This is a genomic window from Spirosoma soli (assembly GCF_042684525.1).
GTDB lineage: Bacteria > Bacteroidota > Bacteroidia > Cytophagales > Spirosomataceae > Spirosoma > Spirosoma soli.
In genome coordinates this window covers 360,957-382,345 of the sequence record NZ_JBHULN010000001.1, presented here as the reverse complement: position 1 = coordinate 382,345, position 21,389 = coordinate 360,957, and the positions used below count along the sequence as shown (strand labels likewise).

18 protein-coding genes are annotated in these 21,389 nt (G+C 51.3%); 1 reads left to right on the top strand and 17 read right to left on the bottom strand.

Going from position 1 to position 21,389, the window contains the following annotated elements:
* Positions 1-54: 54 nt before the first annotated feature.
* From ACFSUS_RS01460 to ACFSUS_RS01380, 17 genes are all read right to left on the bottom strand, one after another.
* Positions 55-780, bottom strand: coding sequence for a LytR/AlgR family response regulator transcription factor (locus ACFSUS_RS01460; RefSeq protein WP_381518061.1), 726 nt, complete (start codon positions 778-780; stop codon positions 55-57).
* The gene (locus ACFSUS_RS01455; protein ID WP_381518058.1) at positions 740-1,900 is read right to left on the bottom strand and encodes a sensor histidine kinase; all 1,161 of its coding nucleotides are present in this window, start codon (positions 1,898-1,900) and stop codon (positions 740-742) included. The genes ACFSUS_RS01460 and ACFSUS_RS01455 overlap by 41 nt, the downstream gene beginning before the upstream one ends.
* Positions 1,897-3,078, bottom strand: coding sequence for a hypothetical protein (locus ACFSUS_RS01450; protein ID WP_381518056.1), 1,182 nt, complete (start codon positions 3,076-3,078; stop codon positions 1,897-1,899). Before ACFSUS_RS01450 ends, ACFSUS_RS01455 begins: the two co-directional genes overlap by 4 nt.
* 180 nt (positions 3,079-3,258) lie before the next feature.
* The gene (locus ACFSUS_RS01445; protein ID WP_381518054.1) at positions 3,259-4,086 is read right to left on the bottom strand and encodes a LytTR family DNA-binding domain-containing protein; all 828 of its coding nucleotides are present in this window, start codon (positions 4,084-4,086) and stop codon (positions 3,259-3,261) included.
* Positions 4,087-4,128: 42 nt separating this feature from the next.
* Positions 4,129-5,343 (bottom strand): DUF418 domain-containing protein, encoded by a 1,215-nt coding sequence (locus ACFSUS_RS01440; protein ID WP_381518051.1) that lies wholly within the window; start codon positions 5,341-5,343, stop codon positions 4,129-4,131.
* A complete protein-coding gene (locus tag ACFSUS_RS01435) occupies positions 5,340-6,344 on the bottom strand; it encodes an alpha/beta hydrolase (protein ID WP_381518048.1) in 1,005 nt (334 codons plus the stop codon). Before ACFSUS_RS01435 ends, ACFSUS_RS01440 begins: the two co-directional genes overlap by 4 nt.
* A 285-nt stretch (positions 6,345-6,629) precedes the next feature.
* A complete protein-coding gene (locus ACFSUS_RS01430) occupies positions 6,630-6,848 on the bottom strand; it encodes a LytR/AlgR family response regulator transcription factor (protein WP_381519145.1) in 219 nt (72 codons plus the stop codon).
* 21 nt (positions 6,849-6,869) lie between these two features.
* Positions 6,870-6,977 (bottom strand): VOC family protein, encoded by a 108-nt coding sequence (locus ACFSUS_RS01425; RefSeq protein ID WP_381518046.1) that lies wholly within the window; start codon positions 6,975-6,977, stop codon positions 6,870-6,872.
* 88 nt (positions 6,978-7,065) lie between these two features.
* Positions 7,066-7,956 (bottom strand): hypothetical protein, encoded by an 891-nt coding sequence (locus tag ACFSUS_RS01420; protein ID WP_381518044.1) that lies wholly within the window; start codon positions 7,954-7,956, stop codon positions 7,066-7,068.
* 365 nt (positions 7,957-8,321) lie between these two features.
* A complete protein-coding gene (locus ACFSUS_RS01415) occupies positions 8,322-11,162 on the bottom strand; it encodes a T9SS type A sorting domain-containing protein (RefSeq protein ID WP_381518042.1) in 2,841 nt (946 codons plus the stop codon).
* Positions 11,163-11,429: 267 nt separating this feature from the next.
* Positions 11,430-12,749, bottom strand: a complete 1,320-nt coding sequence (locus ACFSUS_RS01410) for a hypothetical protein (RefSeq protein WP_381518039.1) — start codon at positions 12,747-12,749, stop codon at positions 11,430-11,432.
* Entirely contained in the window at positions 12,746-13,309 is a 564-nt protein-coding gene (locus ACFSUS_RS01405; protein ID WP_381518036.1) for an RNA polymerase sigma factor, read from the bottom strand. The genes ACFSUS_RS01410 and ACFSUS_RS01405 overlap by 4 nt, the downstream gene beginning before the upstream one ends.
* Before the next feature lie 59 nt (positions 13,310-13,368).
* Positions 13,369-13,860 (bottom strand): hypothetical protein, encoded by a 492-nt coding sequence (locus ACFSUS_RS01400; protein WP_381518034.1) that lies wholly within the window; start codon positions 13,858-13,860, stop codon positions 13,369-13,371.
* A 106-nt stretch (positions 13,861-13,966) separates the two neighbouring features.
* Positions 13,967-14,923, bottom strand: coding sequence for a hypothetical protein (locus ACFSUS_RS01395; protein ID WP_381518031.1), 957 nt, complete (start codon positions 14,921-14,923; stop codon positions 13,967-13,969).
* Positions 14,924-14,952: 29 nt separating this feature from the next.
* A complete protein-coding gene (locus ACFSUS_RS01390; RefSeq protein WP_381518028.1) occupies positions 14,953-15,777 on the bottom strand; it encodes a DUF4440 domain-containing protein in 825 nt (274 codons plus the stop codon).
* A 182-nt stretch (positions 15,778-15,959) separates the two neighbouring features.
* The gene (locus ACFSUS_RS01385) at positions 15,960-16,730 is read right to left on the bottom strand and encodes a LytR/AlgR family response regulator transcription factor (protein ID WP_381518025.1); all 771 of its coding nucleotides are present in this window, start codon (positions 16,728-16,730) and stop codon (positions 15,960-15,962) included.
* 17 nt (positions 16,731-16,747) lie between these two features.
* Positions 16,748-17,899, bottom strand: coding sequence for a sensor histidine kinase (locus ACFSUS_RS01380; RefSeq protein ID WP_381518022.1), 1,152 nt, complete (start codon positions 17,897-17,899; stop codon positions 16,748-16,750).
* Positions 17,900-18,274: 375 nt separating this feature from the next.
* On the opposite strand from ACFSUS_RS01380, the gene ACFSUS_RS01375 reads away from it, so the two are divergent.
* Positions 18,275-21,385 (top strand): SusC/RagA family TonB-linked outer membrane protein, encoded by a 3,111-nt coding sequence (locus ACFSUS_RS01375; RefSeq protein ID WP_381518020.1) that lies wholly within the window; start codon positions 18,275-18,277, stop codon positions 21,383-21,385.
* Positions 21,386-21,389: the final 4 nt, after the last annotated feature.

Here is a 21,389-nt window from a genome sequence, read left to right as displayed (position 1 = left end):
TACTATAGTCTTATTTACGGATCTATAAGCAAACAGGCTTGGCTTATTCACAAATTACCGAAGGCAGGTCCTTCTTAAAAACTCATCGAAAGCCGGTTTAAATGTCTCTCCAACAGGTATATAATGATTAGGTTCGAGTACGATTCGCTCCTGAACGACGCCTTGTACTTTATCCAAAGCTACTACGTAGGATCGGTGTACACGCATAAACTGGCTTGGCGGCAGCTTTTCCATCAGCCGGTGAATACGGCTCGTTACGATTAAAGGTTGTTTTCGATGGGTTGTAAAGATTTTGACGAAATCGCCCAGGGCTTCAATCAGCACAATCTCGTCCAGTTTCAACTTTTTCCAATCAGAACCTACTTTCACGAACAGATAACTTAAGCTTGCCTCCGTATCCGTATTTAAGCCAGGAACGCGGCTTAGGCGCAAAGTGACCTTCAGGAAATCCTCGTAGCTAAACGGCTTCAGCAAATAACCCAGGGCTTCCAAGGTAAAACCCTCGTAAGCATACTCCCGGTAAGAGGTCGTAAAAATTAGAATGATTGGTTTATGAACAAGGCAACGGGCTAAATCAAGGCCATTGAGCAGGGGCATCTCAATATCCAGAAAAAGCACATCAACCGGCTGACTTTGTATAAACTCCAGCGCCTGGACAGGATTGGTAAAACGATCAACCAGCGTCAGGAAGGGCGTTTTTTCAATGTAACTGGCTGTCTGAGTAAGCGCCCATGGCTCATCATCCAGGGCGATACAACGGAATGGGTGGCTCGGGCTCATGGCACTTGGGAATGGTTACGGTTATGGTAAATAATGACTGGGTGGTTTCGGTATGCATGGCAAAGGTATCCCTATAAAGCCGTTGCAGGCGACTCCTTACGTTCTGAAGGCCTACGCCCAGGGATTCTTCGCGTTTTTTCAAACCAGAAGAGAAGTCACGGTTAGTTATGCTAAAGCTGATCTGAGAAGGGGCTTCCTCTATACATAGTGTAATGAACGACTCGGCCTGAGGATGCACCCCATACTTAAAGGCATTCTCGACCAGCGGTTGCAGGAGCATGGCCGGTAGACGAACGTCGGTCGTCGTTATGTGTCGATGCCAGGTAACAACAACCTTCTGCTCATACCGAAGCTGCTGCAGGCTGATGTAGTGTTCAAGGAACTCAATCTCTTCGTCAAGTCGGACCAGTCCTTCGCCTAGTTCGAGCGTATAACGCATGAGACGGGCAAACCGATAAACGGCCTGCCTTGCCAAATCTGAATCCCGGTCAATCATGGCATAAATCGTGTTGAGTACGTTGAAGAAAAAGTGCGGCTGAATTTGGTTACGAAGCAGCGTTAGCTCCGTTGCAGCCAGATCCCGTTCTAGTTCACGCCGTGCAATTTGCTCCTGATAGTACCGTTGGCCCAGCCCATAGCCAGCGCTTAACCCCAACACGAACAGTGTGATTAATAAGGGCATCACGTCCAGCCGATGTAAAAGCTCAGGGGTAAACGAAGAACTGGTGATAGGAATGATATGCGGCTGACCTTTTGGTAGGTTCAGTGATACCATCATGCGATCTGAGCTGCTGACTTGCCACAGCAGTTGATCAACGCCCAACAGAAGAAGCAGGCCGATGATGACGCTCAGCCAGTATCTTCTGTATCTTTTGCGCAGGAGGTCATTAGGGAGCAGGTAGAAATGGTGAAACAGCGAAAAGGCGTAGATGCTCAAAAAAAGTAGTCCGTAACGCCCAAAGGGCATTGGCGGGTTAAGGGAATATGCCAGATGGCGAGTCAGTTCCCGCATTTCCCAATACGGCTTCCAAACGCACCCCAGAAACAAAAAGAACAGCAGAACAAAGAGTCCTGCCGTTACTCGTAGCCGTTCCTGATTTGGTTTATGAGTATCGTTCATTTGAAAATGGATTGATCAAAGTAGCGCACTGGCAGTGGCTTACACATGTCCTCGGCCGTTGTCCGTAATGGCGGGGGCACATTCACCAATTGCTGGCGTTGCAGCAGTTCCTGCTTCCAGGCTTCATCTTCAGGCTTACCCGTACAAACACCGAGTGAGGGGCTTGACGTGGAGAGCTCCCCGCGCTTACCAGCAAAAATAATAGCGTTGAAAAGTTGTTTGAGCTTAAGGCCAGGGTATAAATCAATCAGCTGCCCATCAGGTCCTTTGGCCGCCGTGTTGATGCCTGCTGCCAACTCGCCCTGCGGAGTACCTTCCAGCAAGGCAATAGCCGGTTTCGACCAACCAGAAAACAGACCTTCTACCTGGGGAAGTTGCTGCTGGTCTAGCCCAAAGCCGCTATAGAATGCTACGTTGAACGTAGTCTTTGGATGCTTTTCTTCTAACTGGGTTAGTGCACTTTTCACAGGAGCGGTTGGTAAATTCCGTTCGACATGAGGTCCGCCAGCAATAAATAGTATTTTTTGGTTATTGACGTAGACCTCCTTTTCAATAACCCGGGCCATGCTCGGCTCGCGATCCAGCAAAAACGGGAAGTAGTCGGTTTCGCCCTTAATCGACGACCAGTCGATGGCTGGATCGAGCAGAATAACCCGCAACTTCTGGCCAGTCGCGCGGCTCTGGTTGATACGTCTGACGTGGTTAATCATCCGAAGGTACACTGGCGCATCGTAAGTAGTGTTCACCTGCGTGTTGTTTCGCCAAACCTGTTTGATCTGCGCTTCGGTTACGCTTTCTCCATTTGTGTAACGGTCCATTAATGGCTGATACCGTGCATTGCCTCCTTCCAGGGCGATATTCTGAACCGTGCTTTGAAAACGGGAATTGTCTAATACTGCTTCAACGATGTCCCAAATCTCCTGATTATAGTGAAGCTCGGAGAGGGCAACGACCTGGTATTGATCGAATAAAGATACAATTCCTTTTGCCGCATCAACCGGTTTCGTTGATACAACGACGGCATCGGGAGCGGGATCTTGCTTAGGCTCGCAGCTCGTCAGACAGACCGGAAGTACGGCTGAAACTATCAGCGAAAATAGGGTAGTCCAGAATTGGTTATGGAGTCGACTCAACAACTCGGTTGGCAATAAAACAAAGAGTTTTCTGATAAATAACATAGACTTACATCATAAGGTATAGGCCTAAGCTACGTCGGGACGCTTGCAAGCGTCCCGACTATTCGATTAACGCGCGGGTTCTATCCATGAAGAGGTCTCTTTCCTCCAGGAGTACCTCTTAACGATGCACGTGACTTGAGAGGCAAGCTTGACGTAGTAGAGCGCAATAAAGGCACATGGTCAATCTGCTGCTGGCTGTCGCTCGATCCAACGACGAAAACCAGCAGCCGTCTTTTGGCTGATCGTTAGTTCAAGATTGAACGGAGGAATCAACCGTAGCGTCAGTTTACTAAAATCAGCGGGTTCATACGAGAAACAAGCCGACAACTGAACGATATATTGACGATTAACCCGGAAAAACTGGGTCGGATTGAGTCGCTCCATGAGTTGGTGCAAGGGCTCATCGAGATGATACCGGGCATTATCAAAGGTGAATAGCCACGTTATACCGTTTTCTACGCAGATAAAGGCTATGTTATCCGTAGGCACATTTATCCTTTTATGCCCATGAATGCCAATGACCGTTGTTACGTAAGACGTTTCGGGCGGGCTCGGTTGTTCCTGATACGGCCTTATCTGCGACTGCTCTCGCCATCGAAAATAGGAACCTCCCACATATAGGCTGTTAACGAACAGCAGGCACAAAACCATGACCGGGAGCTCGACCTGCAAAAACGAATCCGTTCCAAAAACGTGCTCCCGGTCAACGAATCGATACTGAGCATAAGCCATTCCGTACGCCAGCGCCGAAGCCCCCACTACGCCCAACACACCCTGTGCCGTTAACCGCCACAGCCCACTACCCGCCCAGCCGGGCCGTCTATCAAGCTGACTTGTTATAAAACTAACGTAGCTAAACAACAGAAATGAAGCGATGAAGGTAAGGCTTAAGTCGCGGTAATAAGTAGGCTTCTGAAGAAGATCAACCAGCGGAACGTTATCAAACGTTACCAGAAAGACAGCCGTAAAGACCGCCCCAACCAGTTGTATCCAGCGCTTACGGGTCATTAATGATCTGATTTAGTAATCGAACAAAGAATTGCCAGCCGCTCATGATTCAGTGGGTTCGGCCTTCGCGGATTTGGCGCCGACTACCCAGTAAGACAAACCCCGCCAGGCCCATTCAACGGGGCCAGATTTATGGCTTGAGAGCCACCACCGGCTCAGCAATACCTGAACGATAAACAAGCCCAAAGCACAGCCCAACATTGTCGTTGGGGCTAGGCGGCCAATCACTCCGGTGCCATAAAAAAAAGCAAAGGCCAGCACTGTTTGACTAAAGTAGTTAGTCAAGCCCATTCGTCCAACCGGAACTAAACTCCATTGCCATAACGCCCCTAGAAAGCCAGAATAGCTTTTGATAAACAAACCAACGTAGAAAAGACTGTGGAGCACCAGACCTCCGGCCACCAGAAAAATAACTGGAATCATGTAAAGCTCATCCATCGCCAATCGCCCGGTGCCAATTGCCCAGAAAGCCACACTACTGCTAACGCCGACCGTGCCGCCCCACCAGAGCCATCTTCGGATAAGTCGTTGATAAGTTGCCGGATTACGAAAAAAACCAATTTTCGCCAGCCAAACGCCCAGCAGCATTCGGCCAAACATTAACACTAAGGCAATTGGCATGTCCTGCATAAAGTTGTGCCAGGGATCAATGATCCAGTTGGCCCGGAGAATCTGGGGATACGACCCGGTTGTGAAAGCGTTGAAGACATACGTAGCCAGCGGCATACCGTCAACCTGATCTGGGTTGGTGTGTATGCCAATTGCGTCACGGAGGATGTACGTTACCGGCGTTAAAAACCCAATGAAGAGCAGGGCAAGCCGTAGCGTTGCCTTGGCCGACAGATGTCGTACCGTAAGTAAAGCCACCCCCAACAAGGCATAATTACGGACAATATCACCGAACCAGAACAGGTAAGCATGCAGGCAACCAATGCCGAACAAGATCAGCATCCGTTTGGTGTAGTAAGCGGGAAAGTTTACCCCCTTCGCCAGTGCCCGTTGCTGCTGAAGATAGAAGCCTGCCCCAAACAGCATGGAGAAGATGGTCACAAACTTAGTCTCGATCAGTATCTTGAGTGAATCAGTGAGCCAGTGCTGAGTCTGCTGCTCGGCTGGTAACCACTCAACGCGTGAAAATGACCAGATATTGACGACTAGAATGCCAAACAGAGCGAAGCCACGCAAAGCATCCATCAGGTGTATACGCTCGTGTGGCTGAGTAGGTTGAAACGGCGCGTTCGATGTCATGGCGTTCATTGTTTAGCTGTGGTGGGTTGAGCCGAAACCGCCGTAATCCAGTTTACCAGGTAGCCGCGTAATGCTTCCGAGTAGGAATGTTTTGTGCTATCCTTCAGCTCGTCCCAAGCCAGAACAAAGCCATTAGGCACTATATGCAGTATGTGTTCGCCCTGGGGCAGCATATACGTCTGCATACGGGTTGGTACGCCCTCCGGAAATAACGAACGCAGATGGGTTAGGTTGGCTTCAGACCATACATACGCATCTAATTCAGCAAAGACCATCAGCGAGGGCACTTCTACCTTTTTCAACACGGCATCGTGGTTATAATGTCGGATGCGCGCCCACTGACCAGCCTCGCCCCCGTTGAAAACGCGCCCCACAACAGTACCGAGGGCTAATTCTCGTTTCTTCCAGCGCAGTTTGCGGGTTAAGCGGTTGCCTTGTAGGCCTTCGCACTCGTACTGTCGTTGGTACGTTTGCATGGTTTGCGTATACACATCAACCGTTGCCCCACAGAGAGACACCGTAAAGGCTACGTTCGGATTTTGAGTAGCCGCCAGTTGCACAATGCAGCCTCCCTGACTATGGCCAACCATACCGATCTGATTGGCGTTGATCTGGGGCAGTGACGCGAGGTAACGGAAAGCCGCATTGGCATTGGCGGCCCAGTCCTGAAATCCGGCTTTTTGCCAGTTACCGGTCGAGCGCCCCTTGCCGCGTTTATTCATGTAGAGGATGGCATACCCTTTGGCTAACAACTCGTGTTCGAGGTAGTAGCGGTACAAGATGTCCGGCTCGTTTTTGTAGTTGCTGATCATTTCCCAGTCACCCGAGCCGCCTACCCAGATAAGGGCTGGCGCTGGCATGGTCTGCTTCCTGGGCAGAATGAGTAAGCCGTCTAACACTACATCGCCATTGGGAATGAGCACTCGACGGACCGTCGTGTCAATCTGGGCCTGCGCGGCAAAGCCCATCATTAAAAAGAAAGCGGTGAAGGCTACTGCTATTTTTTTCATTGACTTGTTGTCTGAACCGGCAGCAAAGAAAGAGGGGCAACTGGCCCCCATTGTCAGAACAACATCAGGAAAAAACTGAAGTAGAGTAATTCGGGAGTGAAGTAGAGCCAATACTCCGATAATTCGGCAGTGTGTTCCTTTCAGGGTAAGTTAGCCGGGCTAGGCTGCGGACAGATAAGTACAGGTATACCGGGCTGCTTTCTGCTTACGACGACCAGCCGACGAGTTGGCCCAGCTGGCCGCGGTACGACCGGCTCCAGCGGAGAATGGCGCCACCCGTTAGCTTTACGTTATACTCCCCGTTGAAATACGGCTCCATCTCCTGATGGCGTATTGGTTGATCATGTAAGACCGGTTGATGCGAATGAACTGAGCGGGCGGCAACCGGGGCTCCAGCGAACGGATGGATTCGCTCAGCAGGTGACGTCGGGCACCCGTATAAATCCAGAGGTAGTTGCCGTCGGCTTCGACGTATTGAATGTCGTCTACCGGCACGAAAAAGATCCGCTTGTTTTCTTTAATTTCCTAACGAATGAACGAGAAGCCAAGCTTTTCGGTGTAGTAATCTACCATGTTATCCAGGTTGTTAACGAATAGGCCGATGAATTGCGCTTTAGCAAAAGATTTAGGCAAAATCCTGACTGTGTTAACACGTGATGAGAACGACAGACAATAAAGTTGACGTGATATTATCCAAGAGCGAGGATTAACTCAAAGGGATTTAGCCCATTTGCTTTACGTGAACGTAACGTCCCAGCAGCCAACCCCAAAGTGTCCCCGAAGATACCAGCTCCCAAAGGTGAGCGTACCGTACGGGTTCGGGCATGAGCGGGTTTGGCAGCAGTAAGGCCCCTGGGATTAACACTGCCCCAATGAGGACAATACTAATCTGGAACAATTTCCTGTGGTTAGTGAAGAGATGACTTAATAAACTCGCCAGAACCAGCCAGCCAAGGCCACGCCCGTATTGAAACAAAATCAACCAGGGATCAACGTCCAGCATATGCGTCAGGAAACCGTCCAGGCGGGTCGAACCGGTGTAGAACTGACGAAGGGACGGCGACTGCCACGCAATCAAATAGCCCAAAAGGAAATAGATACAAACGTAGACCAGCGCCAGTAAAAGCCAACTGCGGTGCCAGCCAATTACCCCCGGAGTAAACGGTTGGGTCGATGTAGTTTGCGACGTTTTTGGACGTAGCAGCCAGACGGCGATGGGCACAATAATAGCTTTTTCGAGCAGGCTACTCATAAGGAAGATTCCCACATTTCGGTAGCTCAGGGCGGGGAAGGCCGACCGAAACCAGATTGTTTCCAGTTGCATAAGTACCGTTTCCAAGCCAAAGAGAATGAGCGCCAGCCACACCGCAGATCCATACGTTGGGGATGATAAATGCCTGATTAAATAGACCAGCACTGCCGTTCTGATTAGTAGGTACACCAGCAAAAACACCGGAAGCTGGGCGGCCTCACCGGCTGGTATAGTCGGAAAGGCTGGCCGAAAGGAAGGCATCAAAGCGTTGACGACCACGAAGGTCAACCCGTTTAGTATCAACAGAAGCCCAGCCCGGGTAAGTAATTTCCAACGGGATAGAGATTGGCGATTATTCATTTGAAAAGGTCATGAGATAGGCTGCTGTAAACCAGTGGCTTGCAAAAGAAAATAATCCCCTGACTGTAGGGCTATGTATTCTCTTAGATGAAACCTTTTCTATCCAAACGCGCTAGATAGTCTGTTAAGGCGAATGAGTTGTTAACTAACTTATGATTCGCGAAGATTTTGTCTGGCACCGCCGTAGTTGCAAAACTAAAGCTCCTATTCAGTACGTTTCCAAGTACATAGCCTATATTCATTGGTCGGGTAGACTTGACTTCTTAAAGATGTAAAAGCGTCTACAAGCGTTGAGGAAGCGCTCTGGTCTCTATAGAAGTAGAGCCAACGGCTTCCCCGGCCTATCTCGAGCGTTTCCTATGTCATCAATGAGACACCAAGACCTTACGGGTAACTACTTTACTGCCTTCGCTGGCGCGGACAATGTATATTCCAGCCGACCAGTTGCTGGTAGTGATTCGGATCGATGCATTAACGGCTATGTTCATATCGCGGACGGCGTATTGAAGCTGACCGGTTGCGTTCCAGATGGAAATATCGGGCCGGGCGAAGTGCTGATGGGGCAGCCGGATTTCCAAAAAATCGGCTGCCGGGTTTGGGTGGATGCTTATATCTGTCTGGTTCTCGTGGGTGATATACTCGGCGGGTGCCAATTGGCGGGCTGAGCCGTTAACCAGATCCGGATCGCCCGCGCTGGCAATGACTTCAATCTCTCCCAAGCTGATAATCGTGTGCTGAAAAAGCCGACCGGTGCCGTCGTGCAAATCAACCCGAACAGCTTGCGCTTTAACGGCCTTACCCGAGTGGGTGGTCAATACTACCTCTTCCCCTTTAACGCCCAGTGGTCCGGTTACTTCCTGGCTGGTGATTAAGTCAGTCGCAGCCGCATCGGCGTACAACCGTACCGTAGCGCGGTTAATCTGGCTGGCGACGCTATTCGTCGTTTTTACGTCGTAAAGGCGCACTTTCTTCACCCAGATGGGTACTTTAAACGTTAATTGAACCCACTGATTACGGGTTTGGCCCGATGCGCTGGTCCATATTTTATACGCATTTTCGTTGGGAACGGTGTTTACCTTCCGGTCGATCAGCGATGCTACGTAGCGCGCGTGGTTGCGGGTGCCATCCACCAATGAACTCGACACGCTCACATCGGCACCAGGAGCCAGATTTGAGAATATCTGGTCTTCTCTACCCTCGGGAATGGGTAACATCGTATGGCCAGCGTGACAGCCGATGCACCGGGTTGTCGTCAACGGCCGGTCAAAATTCAGGCCCGTTACGTGCGCGGCACCGTCGGGGTTGGGACCACCCGTGAACGGCACTTTATAACCCATTGCCTTCGATGTCCGCAACTGTTCAAACAACTGCATGTTAGCCGGAACACGTGTGACAGGCACCCCACCGTAGGCATCGAGTAGTGTCTCGGCGAACGGAATTGGCCAATCGACGTTGCTGAATGAGCCGGGGTTGACGCGTTGCGGATTGGCGTAAAAACGGATGCTGCTGGCTTCACCGACCTTGGGCGCACTCACAATTGGTACGTCGACCGGAGCGTTGAAAAACACATTCGGATTCGCGAACGTAAAGCTGCCATCGGCATGTAACGCTTCAACAGAATCACCTTTAATGGCGGTAATAGATGGTGGCAAGGGCTTCGGGGTGCTGGTTACCCGGTCAGCGATGATGGGAGGTACAGGCCGCGGACGTAGTGCTTTAGCCCGTAGCTCAGCCGTACCAGCGTTGTTATAGAGCAGCGTCAGCGACTGGCTAATGGGGTCGTAGTGGTATAGGCCGTAATCTTGTAAGATACGCTCCGGCGTGTTGGGCACGTATGAGATAATCAAGTTGCCATTGGGTAGAACGTACGGCTCACCCGCATAATCGCTTTTATAAATGCCGTGCGAGGTCGGTAACACGAGGTTATTTAACTGAAGCTCCGTAACGCCGATGAGCTTTCGGGGGGCACCAGGGCCACGGCCGTAGACTCGAATGCCGCCGAAGCCTGCAGCCTCCGTCATGTTGAACATGGGAAAGAAATTGGCAAAGAAGGTACCGTTGTCCGAAAAACTTCCGCCGTAGGCATGGTTACTGACTTCTTCGCGGAAGTTTCCGGCAAACATACGGAGGTCTGTGCCATCGGGGTTGACTGACTGAAGCTGCCAGGAGTTCCGGAACAAGTTATCACGCGGTAAGATACCTTCCTGTTCACCGGCGGCTTTCAGGCGGTGTCCGGTGAGACCTGCTTTGGTATCATAACCCGATTTGGCAATGTTGGCTGGTTGGCCAACTCCTTCTGTATATGGCTGTTCGGCGAGTTCTGCACTTGTTAACGAGTGATGAGGATAGTGGAAATTACGCCACCAACGGGCGTAAACAATACGGCCCGTGATCGGATCAACGACTGGCCGGTCGGCGCTGTTACGCTCGGTGGTGATACGGTGCAGGTCGGTACCATCAGCATTGACTACGTACAGATGCGTAGCCCGCACCCCTGTGTACTGTGCTTTGACTGGAAAGCGCGTGGACGAGAACACCACCCGACCATCGGGTAGCCAGGCTGGATCAGTGTCATCGTACCCGCTAAACTCGACATTATCACCGTAAGGGCCGCGGAACTGGCTGACGTCAAGCTGCTGATCAGATGTCGTTAGTTGCCGCAATCCGGTTCCGTCGGCGTTGACAACGTAAAGCCGCCAGGCACCGGGCTCCTTGGCATGTCCTAGCCGTGTAGGGTTCGCTGGGTCGTATTTCAGTGATTCATACGGGCCTTCGGGTATCCCCGCAAATATAACCCGCTGGCCATCGTAGGATACATCCGGCGCGTTGACGTCGACTAGCCGAAACGGGGTTGAGGCTGGATTACTTCCATCAATGAGTGTTACCAACGTACCATCAACGCGCCGGACCATTAGCTTTCCACCTGGACATACGCGGAATCGGCTCCGAGCGCCAACGCCGGGCATGTCTTTGGGCATAGCACGGCCGAGCCCTTCAAAATTCGCGTAGTTGCCCACGTAGAAGCTACCGTAGTCGGCGATCGGCCGAGAAACAAAAACCAGGTCATAATCCGGCCTTGCTACCAAAGTAGTAGCGTTGATACGCTGCTGCCAGGGTGAAAACGGGGCAAAGAAGTAGCTAAAGAAACCCAACGTTACTAAAAGCAAGACTTCAACGCGGTTGGAGGTGTACAGTTTGAGGAGCATATAATGAAAGCAAGTAAGGTTATGGTAGGTTAGCTTGAATTCCTGGCTAACTCAAGACGTAAATAAGGATCATGTCTAGGGGTAAGACAATAACTTTAGTCTGAGACGAGCTTATCTTTATGTGAGTTACATTTAGCTAAAAGTGGGGTGGTATAAAAGTTTGGATTGAGGCCATTCGGGCGGGCGGTCATAGGAAGCCGGTACATTCCGGTGAGGTGGCTTTATAAGCGACAACTTGAGAAACTTCTTGCCAATTGACTGTGTACCTCACCGAACGGATAGCATCCAACGCAGCTGCAAACCCAGCGTTGTGTACCGAAGCTGTTCTTTGCTTACCCTACCTAGCGGGTACTTAAGGTACGGTTCGACCGTGAGCGATTGGCACCGGCCAATACTATAGTCGACCCCAACCGAAACGTTGAGTAGTCGGGCGGGTTGAATGGCACTGCTCATCGGCGATTGGCCCGCCTGGGTTTCTTGGGTGGTTACTAATCGTTGAACTTCCTGCGTTTGGCCGTTCAGCAAGGTGATTTGGGTTGTAATCACCTGATTGGTTTCGTATCGCCGGGTATAAGTTTGCCCGAACGTTGCTACCGACGACGTCCCCGCCGTCAGGAACCAGTTGCGGTCTGCCGTTCTACTAAACTTATAACGAAAGTTTAGCGGAATGTCGAGCCCCCACCAGGCATATCTGGTATCGACTAATTGGCGCATGCCTGCGGTGGTAGCCGCGGCCGTTTGCGTTGGTTGAAACTGCACGGACTGATGAGCCAACGTAACGCCACTCACTAGCGACAACCGCTTGGAAAGTGGCAGTTCAGTCGATAAGCCGCCCCCGACCGTTGTTAATGGCTGATTGGCCTGTGCGTAATTAGACTGGGGGAGCAACGACAACCCTAACCGCATGGGCTGGTTGGCTTTTAGGCGTTGACGGGGAACTGACGCGGGTTCGTACGAGACAGATCGTACGGCTTGGTGCACTGCCAACAGACTAAATGGGCGAATGGCTATCCGTTCGATAACTGGTCTAGCTGATGGATGAACAACCTGCGCTAGTTGCAAACTCGATATGTTCAGCTCATCAGACGCGTTGTATTGCCAATTCGTGTGACTAGGTTGCCTGCCTGCTTTGCCAGGTTCCAGAATGCTCATTCGGTCGTTAATCCTGCGAGCGTACGGGTCATTTGTTGGGATTCGAGGGGACGTAACTTGTTCGCTGGTAGGCTGCGGGTGATTCATATGGTTTGCGAACTCGCCCGGCCGGTCGGTTAGACTCAACGATGAAGATTGTCGGGATAGCGTCGGCAGGGATTCCGGGTGGTGCGGCCGGGACTGCCCTTTTCGCGTTGTAGCCCCCACAATGGGTTGACCAATCGAGGGTTTGTTACTCAGCCAGCGAAGCCCCATAACCGTGCCGAGCAGTGCCAATAACAGGCAGGCCGCCAACCGGCTCCACCATAAAATGACCCGCCGTTTTTGCTGTATTTTGCGCGATTTATCAAAAGCCTCCCAGGCTCCCAGCGAGTAAGGAGGCTCATAATCGGCAAGCTCCCGCCGGAAGGCGTTCGACAATTTATCGTTCTTCATCGTGTTCGCAGGTCATCGGATTGCACCAGCTTCCGCAAGCGATTTTTGGCTCTGGACAAATACATGCGACTCGATCCAGCTGGTATGCCCATCATGGTTCCAATCTCGTCATGGCTGTAGCCTTCAATCTCGTACAGGTTAAATACCAGCCGATGTTGGTTAGGAAGTTGATTGAGCAATCTCAATAGTTCTTCGGCACTCAATTGGTCAAAGATGGCGTCGTTGGCAGGCAAATGCTCATCGAGGTTGTCCAGCGACTCCGCCAACGAATACCGTTTCTCCTTTCGATAATGATCCAGGGCCGTGTTAACGACCAGCCGGCGCAGCCAGCATCGGAAATTCAGTAGATTCTCTTCGTGAGGAATACGCTCAAATACTTTCAGGAAACTATCATTAACGATCTCTTGAGCCTGGTGGCGCGAAGGGGCGTAACGTAGACAAATACCGGTTACTAATCCGTAAAAGTGTTTGAACAGCTTCTCTTGGGCGCGCGGGTCTTTATGACGGCACCCGTCGAGCCATTGCCGTTCCTGGACAGAACAATCGTTGTACACTTCCACACGGATAAGAGCGTAAATGGGTACCCAGGCCTGGGTACCCAACTGGTCGATGGAGTGAATTATTTATTGGAAACAACTCCGCTGGGATCAACCACAACGTCTTTAACTTTCGACCCGTTTGAGACCTGTACCTGCGTCTCCGACGGACTAGCGACCGAGCCTAATAGGGCCTTCAGGTCTACCGTTAGTGTATAAGCGCCCGGCGTTGAGCAGTTGCTATTGCCTTCGTAGGCAACCACCAGATTCGTTTGCATGGGGTAACTCTGCATCAGGTAGCCATTCCAAACGACTTTGTAGTTGTCCGCTGAGCAGCCACCTTTTACCTGAATGGTTAATACGTCGCCCTGCCGCTGTACGCTGGTGATGTCGAACGTGACTCCGGTGTACTGCTGGCGGGCGTTCATCAGCCGTTGGTACTCGGCCTGGTTGGTTTGCGTTGCCGTGCCCGATGGTTGTTTGGGCGTTGCTTCGTTGGCATGATTACAGGAAATCAATGCGGTCGATACGGTTGCAAACAAGGCGAACGATAGAGTTTTGATAAGTCTTTTCATACGTACTATTTGTTGGTTTTACCCACATGACGGACGTAAGGACGAGAACGCAACAGGCTTTCGAGAAAAAAAACACGTTCTCTTGTGCAGGTTTCATCTGAGCCACTTATTCATCCCGCATGGCCCGCAACTCCCTGTGCACCAAAGCACGCATGTTGAGAGGTGGCAACCGGAGTAATCTTTTGTAGCTATACCCCTTGCCAAGCAGTCGTCGGGTAACCTCGGCACCGATGTAGTAAGCGGCCCGATCAGGTACGGTTGTTTTTTCGCTTTTAATCGAGAAAAACTGGTACAGGTCGGTCTTGTCTTTCGAGTCGATAACGCGGAGCAATTGGCCAGCCAATTGACCCTGGATGGGTTTACATTGCGTTGCCAGCGAGTCATTAAACAGGGCTTTCCCCAGGGCCATACTCGGATTCAAATGTTTAGGGAAATACGTCGCCAGGCCCTCTGAGAAAAGGTGTACGTAGATAGGGCAGGTGTCAGCGCTCGAAAAGCTGGCGTTGATCTGATCGTACACGGCTGGATTTAGATTAGCTTGTAATAAATGAAAGTATTCGTGTTCGATCAGTGGCAGCAGATCGTCGTGTTCGGCTTTAAAGTAGGCCGCCACATCGAGCCCGTAGTAAACCACATACTTTGTATTCAACTTTCTTACCTGCCCGTTCGATGAAAACAGCGACAGGCAGACGTACACCTTGTTTGAGAACTGGCGGGCAATGGGAAATCGCGACGTAATCTGTTGCATCGCTTTGGCATACTGTCCGTTAAACGCAGCCTCCAGCCGACGAATGCGCCCGTTCAGATTGCCATCGACCAACGTAAGAAAAGAAGCCAATGAGGCACTATCTCTGGAGCCGATGACCTGTTGATAAAACGCTGAATCAGCCCCTAGTACATGTTGGCGAAATAGCGCCAGTTTATCCACGTTCGGGTTAGCCAAGGCGGATTGCTGATAGGCGTAATACGGCTTGATCAGGTTAACGACCATCGACCGGTGTTGGGCAATTGCAGCTGTATAGAGACAAATGAAGAAAGTGATGAAACTACTGACAGATTTCATTGGGTAACAAAGGAGCTCGCTTCATTCTTTCACGAAGCCCCATACAACAACTCCGCTACAATGCGCCAGCCGTTGTTGGTTTCGTTCTTCCAGATGCGGATGTAAACACCCTTTTGCTTTACGTCATTGTCCGACTGAAACGAGCCGTAAACGTAGGCCAGGTCACCCGATTCGGCTACTTCGCTTCGTTCAGCCTGATAGCGAAGCGGAGACTCGGTTGTGAGGTAGGTGTGGATAGTGGGACCCCGCATCGGAATACGATTTGGACGGAATAGATAGGCGTCCTGGCTAAGGTGGGATGCGTACGCTTTAGCCGTTCCATCGGTCAGTAAGCGCCCGGCAAACTGCTGATCGGCTTCGAGAATCGTTTTCGGTATGGCCGCCGTCCGCTGCGTAGCTACCACTGCCCGCTCAACCTGATTGGGTATCGACTGGTCAGCCTTGGTGTAGTCAATGCCCAGATCGAACAGGAATTTGTAGTGCCCGTCGGGTTGCCGTTTCCAGATGGTAAGGAAGCTGCCTTCGCCTGCCCGTTTGTTATCGTTCTCAATGTACCACGGACCGGTGGTAAATCCCATATCGCCCGCCTGCGAGATATCGGCGAAAGCGGGACCCCAGTGCAGTTTGTCGGTCCATTCGGGGCGCTGCTGCCAAACGGGCTTGGCGTAGGTGAGCTGACCTTTGTTGTACATAATGGCCGAATCTGCCATGAAAGTCAGGAAAGCCTGTTTGTTGCCGACGTGCAGGGCCTGGCTGGCAAACGACCGTTCGGTGGAAATCATCGTGTCGAAGGGAGCCTGAGCCATACTCAGCGAGCCTGACACCGCAAACCAGGCTAAAAGAATCCGTTTCATGTTGCCTTTACGCAGGGAAGAGTTGAACAACGAAATGATGAAGGGTTAACAGGTATATGCGTTGCAAACGCTTCACAAAGTTGTTGCTCCCGATAGCCGCTCAGACTACTATTTATCCGAACTGACCGTTTTTTTATCCCAGTGCAATAAAGGAACTGGCTAACCAAGATGTAGTGGGCGAACTATTCTTTCTTAGCGTAGAATGCTTTGATGTTGTCGCGGTAGAAGCGCGTCCATTTTAGCACCTGGCCGTTGGTCATTTTTACGTGATACTCCCCGTTGAAATACGTCTCAACCTCCACAACGTAATCCAGATTGATGATATAGGATCGGTTAATCCGCACAAAGGTCGACGGGTCGAGTCGCTGTTCAAGGAGCGTCAGGCTTTCGTAGACGATATGGCCCTGTTGGCGGGTTTGCAGGGTAATGTAGTTGCTGTCGGAATGCAGATACAGCACATCGCTGAGCTTTACGAAACTCATCCGCCGACCGTCTTTAACCAGCATCCGCTTGAGATACGTCTCACGTTCATCCGCTTTGTCGCGGAGCAGTTCGTTGAGTAAGCTGGTTAGCTCGGAGGGCGGTTGTGGGCCAATTCGGCTGACTACCCGGTCAATGGCTTGCCGGAAGCGCTCTTCGTCGAATGGCTTCAGCAAATAATCGATGGCGTTAACTTCAAACGCTTTTAGCGCGTACTTATCATAGGCGGTGACAAAAACAACGTAGGGCTGGTGGTGGGGCCAGAGTTCTTTCAGCGCTTCGAAGCCGTTGAGTTCGGGCATTTGTACATCCAGAAACAGCAGATTTGGTTTGTGCTGAATGGTTTGCAATACTGCGTCTGATCCGTTGCTGGCTTCACCAACGATCTGGATGTGTGGTGCGTCGGATAGATAGGACTTGATCAATTGCCGGGCAATTAACTCATCGTCGGCAATGAGTGCGGTCAGAATCATAGCAAGAAAACGTATAGTTAGTTTAGTGGGATGCTGACGATGAAGGTGGTGCCACCGCCGAGCGTTTGACAGTAATTGAGTTCAGCTGCTTCGCCGTAGAGCTGCGCCAGACGCCGTTGCGTATTCTGAATGCCAACGCCCGACCGTGAGATTTCACCTTTAATACCCGGACCATTGTCCTGCACTTTCATGATGAGTTGGTCATCGTCGCGGGAAGCCGAGATCACCAACTGCGCCTGCGACGCTATTTTCTCCAGGCCGTGTACAAAGGCGTTTTCAACCAGTGGCTGTAGGATGTACTGGGGTACGGTGCAATCTAACGTTTCGGGCATTAGATCGATGGCCACGTCGAGTCGATCTTGAAACCGAATCTGCTGAATGCGCAGGTAGCTTTTGATAAATTCCATCTCTTCGGTCAGGGTCACAAACTGCACGTCGGTATGGTCGACGATGCTGCGGAGCAAGCTACTTAGAGCCGTCAGCATGGCAATGGCTTTCTTATTTTCGTGCTGCACAATCAGGCCAATAATCGTGTGGTGGGTATTGAACAGAAAGTGCGGATTCAACTGCATTTTCAGCGCCTGAAGCTGAGCCTGATCAAGTTGTGCCTGTAACTGCTCAACCGTCATTTCAATCTGAAGTGCCTGTTTCTGCAATGCCTGGTAGCGGTAACTGGCCACAATGATCTGATAGCCAACCACGACCAGCATATAAATGGCGATGACCAGACTGTAGCGCGAAAAAAACCAGATAATGATCTGATCAGGCGGCATCGCTTTTCTGGTTTCCAGCTCGTAGAATCGCCAGACAGCCAGGTACTCCAGGCAGATCATACCCAAGCTCAGCAGCGACAAAATGAGCAGGTGCGTACCAATGCGCCGAATCAGGACGAACCAGCCCTGATCAGTAGAAATGGGGTACCGGTTGGCGGCCCACAGAATAACGGGCGATGTTGCCCACCAGAGTATCCATTTGACGAGCCAGTGCCATGTTTCGGTGTAGTACATCGATCCCTGAGTAAGCAGTTCCCAGATGGTGTAGTGTACGTACGAAATCACCGCAAAACCGCCCCAGAACCAGGCTGAGTAGCGCCAGAAGGTTTTGGGCGTGAGCGGAATGCCGGATTGCTGAAACAGCCGCTGTAAGAGCCGGTAAAACGGATCGATCACTGTAAAGTAACAAATTAAGTATATCCACCGGCTATCAGGACGACAGCCAGGAGGAATATATGCCGTGCAGAACAACACAAATCTAAGTTACCCAAGTGTGAAGTCATACGCCAGTTTTCTTCTCTAACCTGCCACGTTGCTTCTCCCTACGCACGTAGCGAGCCTCTGTATAACATCCGCCTGTTTGCCCGGTAGTGAAAACGTCGGTAAAAGGCGTCGTTTTGATTAAATCCCGTTTGAATTGTCACAGACGTGTAAAAAAGCAGCAGTCAGAGAATTAATCCATCAGCTGGCATAATCAATTGGCTGGATCTGCAAGCGCAGCGGCAAACTTCGCTTTGGCCGATGTCCACGGCTCTAAAACTTCATACCAATATGGTAAGACGAACTTTACTCACAATTTTCATGCTCACCGGCCTCGCTTTCAGTTTGTTGGCGCAAAACCGTACGATTACGGGAAAAGTGACGGCGGCAGAAGATGGATCTGCACTACCCGGAGTGAACGTGGTAGTGAAAGGCACGGCGCTGGGTGTAACCACCAATGCTGAAGGCACCTACCAGATTACCGTTCAGGTCAATAGTACACTTATCTTTAGCTCCATCGGCCTGGAAACAAAGGAAATCAACATTGGTACGTCGAACACGCTGAACGTAACGCTGAAAGCCGACACCAAGCAGCTCCAGGAAGTTGTAGTTACGGCGCTGGGAGCACAACGTGAAAAGCGCACCTTAGGCTATGCCGTTTCTGATGTGAAAGGCGACGCACTCACCCGGTCGGGGGAGGCCAACGTAATTCAGGGGCTGGCAGCCAAAACGGCGGGTGTTATCGTTACGGGATCGGGGGGTACACCGGGTGCGTCGAGTAAGATTGTTCTACGGGGGGCGTCGACCTTTACGGGCGAGCAGGAACCGTTGATTGTAGTCGATGGGGTGCCGATCAACAATGAAACGTTTACGTCGGCTTCAGCCGATTACCCATTCAACCCGAATCTGCAAGGCGTTAACAACTCAAACCGGGCGCTCGATCTAAATCCTGATGACATTGAGTCGGTTTCCATTTTGAAAGGACCGGCTGCCGCTGCACTTTACGGGGCACGCGCGGGTAACGGAGCTATTGTATACACCACCAAAAAAGGACGTAAGCAGAAAGGCATTGGCGTGACGGTCAGCTATCGGCTCGAAGTGTCGGAGGTGAACAAACTCCCTAAGCTGCAATCAGAATACGCGCAGGGTACAGGTGGTAAATACCAGACAGCCGATCCGGGGCCCGATAATCGGTTAAACACCGACGATGATGTGAGCACAGGGACACCCAATAGCTGGGGACCAAAAATCTCAGGCGATCCGAGCTTACAGGCGTTTGATAATCCGGGCAATTTCTTCAAAACGGCCATTTCCCACACGACCAACGTAGCCTTAACGGGCGGTAATGAGCGGGCGAACTTCCGGCTGGCGTTCGGCAATCTGAAGCAGAACGGCATCATCCCGAATACCGATTATACCCGGAACACGGTACGCCTGACCGGTGAGGCCGCCATGCGCGACAACCTGAAAATTGGTGGGACGGTTAGCTACATTAAATCAGGCGGCATTAAGGCGCAGAACGGTAGTAACGTAGCGGGTATCATGCTGAGTCTGCTGCGGGCGCCGGCCTCGTTCGACCTGCGTAATTACCAGTACGAGAACGGCTTCAACCGGAATTATTTTGCTGCCTACGACAACCCATTTTACTCGGCCTACAAAAATCCATTTACGGATGATATTAACCGGGTGCTGGGTAATGTGTTCCTGAATTACCACGCGTCGAAGTACCTCGATGTTACGTATAAAGTTGGGGTTGATGCCTACTCGGACGCCCGCCGACAAGCCGTTTCGATCAGCTCGAACGGCGACGATAATGCCCAGACGTATGGCCAGGTCAACTACGACAACCTCACCAGCCGCGACATCTACGGCGACCTGATTGTGCGGGGAGAGCATCGCGTAAACGAAAAATTTGGCATCAACTATACAGCGGGCCACAACCTGACGTCGTATAACTTCACCGAGAACTTTGCGCGGGGCCGCAACCTGTCGGTACCGAATTTCTACAACCTTGGCAATGCGGCCGAACTCTACGCATCAAACACGGCCAACCGCCGACTGACAACCGCCCTGTTTGGTCAGGTTGATTTCGATTACGCTAACCAATTGTACGTATCGCTGACCGGCCGTAACGAATGGTCGTCAACCTTCGATCGTAGTAAACGGAATAATTTCTTTTATCCATCGGCGTCGCTATCGTGGGTATTTACGGAGTCGCTGCTAAAGTCGAACGCTGTTTCGTTCGGAAAGCTACGGCTGGCGTATGCCGAGTCGGGTATTCCGCCGATTTCCTATCAGACACGCACCTATTTCGGTAAGCCTTCGTTCACGGACGGCTTCACCAATGGTCTGATTTTTCCGTACGGAGGTATCAACGGCTACGCCTATTACAACCAGATTGTGGGAACCCCCGACCTGAAACCCGAACGGGTGCAGGGGCTGGAAGCCGGTATGAACCTGAAGCTGCTACAAAACCGCATTGACCTCGACGTAACGGTGTATCAGCAAAAAACAGTGGATATTCTGCTGGTGCAGCCCATTGCGCCCGGCTCCGGCTTTGCGGGCCGCTACACCAACTCCGGATCGTTGCAAAACCGAGGTGTTGAAGTAAGTCTGGGCATCAATGCCGTCAAAGTGCCATCGTTTAGCTGGGATGTGAACCTGAACTGGTCGATGAACCGTAGCAAAGTATTGAAGCTAACCGAAGGCGTCAATGAATTAAGCCTGGAAGCAGCCTTCACGGGCATTGGTGGCTACGCGATTGTGGGTCAGCCGCTGGGTGTGTTCTATGGCACACGCTGGAAACGCAATAACCAGGGACAATTAATCATTGGCACGAATGGTTTACCACTACTGGAAGACGTGCAGGGAAATATTGGTAACCCGTATCCTGACTGGATTGGTAACCTACGCAATACATTCACTTTTAAAGGTATTACGCTATCGGCACTGCTCGACATACGCAAAGGAGGGGCCATCTGGAACGGTACGTATGCTCGTCTACAACGGTTAGGCCGGACGCAGGAATCGGTGGACCGGGAGCGGACCTATGTCATTCCGGGTGTTCGCCAGGACGGCTCACCAAACACGCAGGCTATTTCGGCGCTGGACTATTTCTCACGCTATCTGGGTGATAACGGCGCAGCCGCTGAACAGTTTGTTGAGCAGGTGAACTGGGTGCGTCTGCGTGAACTAAGCCTAAGCTACCGTATCAAACCCAAGAAATACCTCGACTACATTGACCTGACCTTTACGGGCCGCAACCTGTATTTAACTACCAACTACAAAGGTGTAGATCCCGAAACCAGCCTGACGGGTGCGGGTTCCAACCTACAGGGCTTCGATTACTTCAACAACCCAGGTACGCGGTCTTTCCTGTTTGGCGTCAGCCTTGGTTTTTAATTTC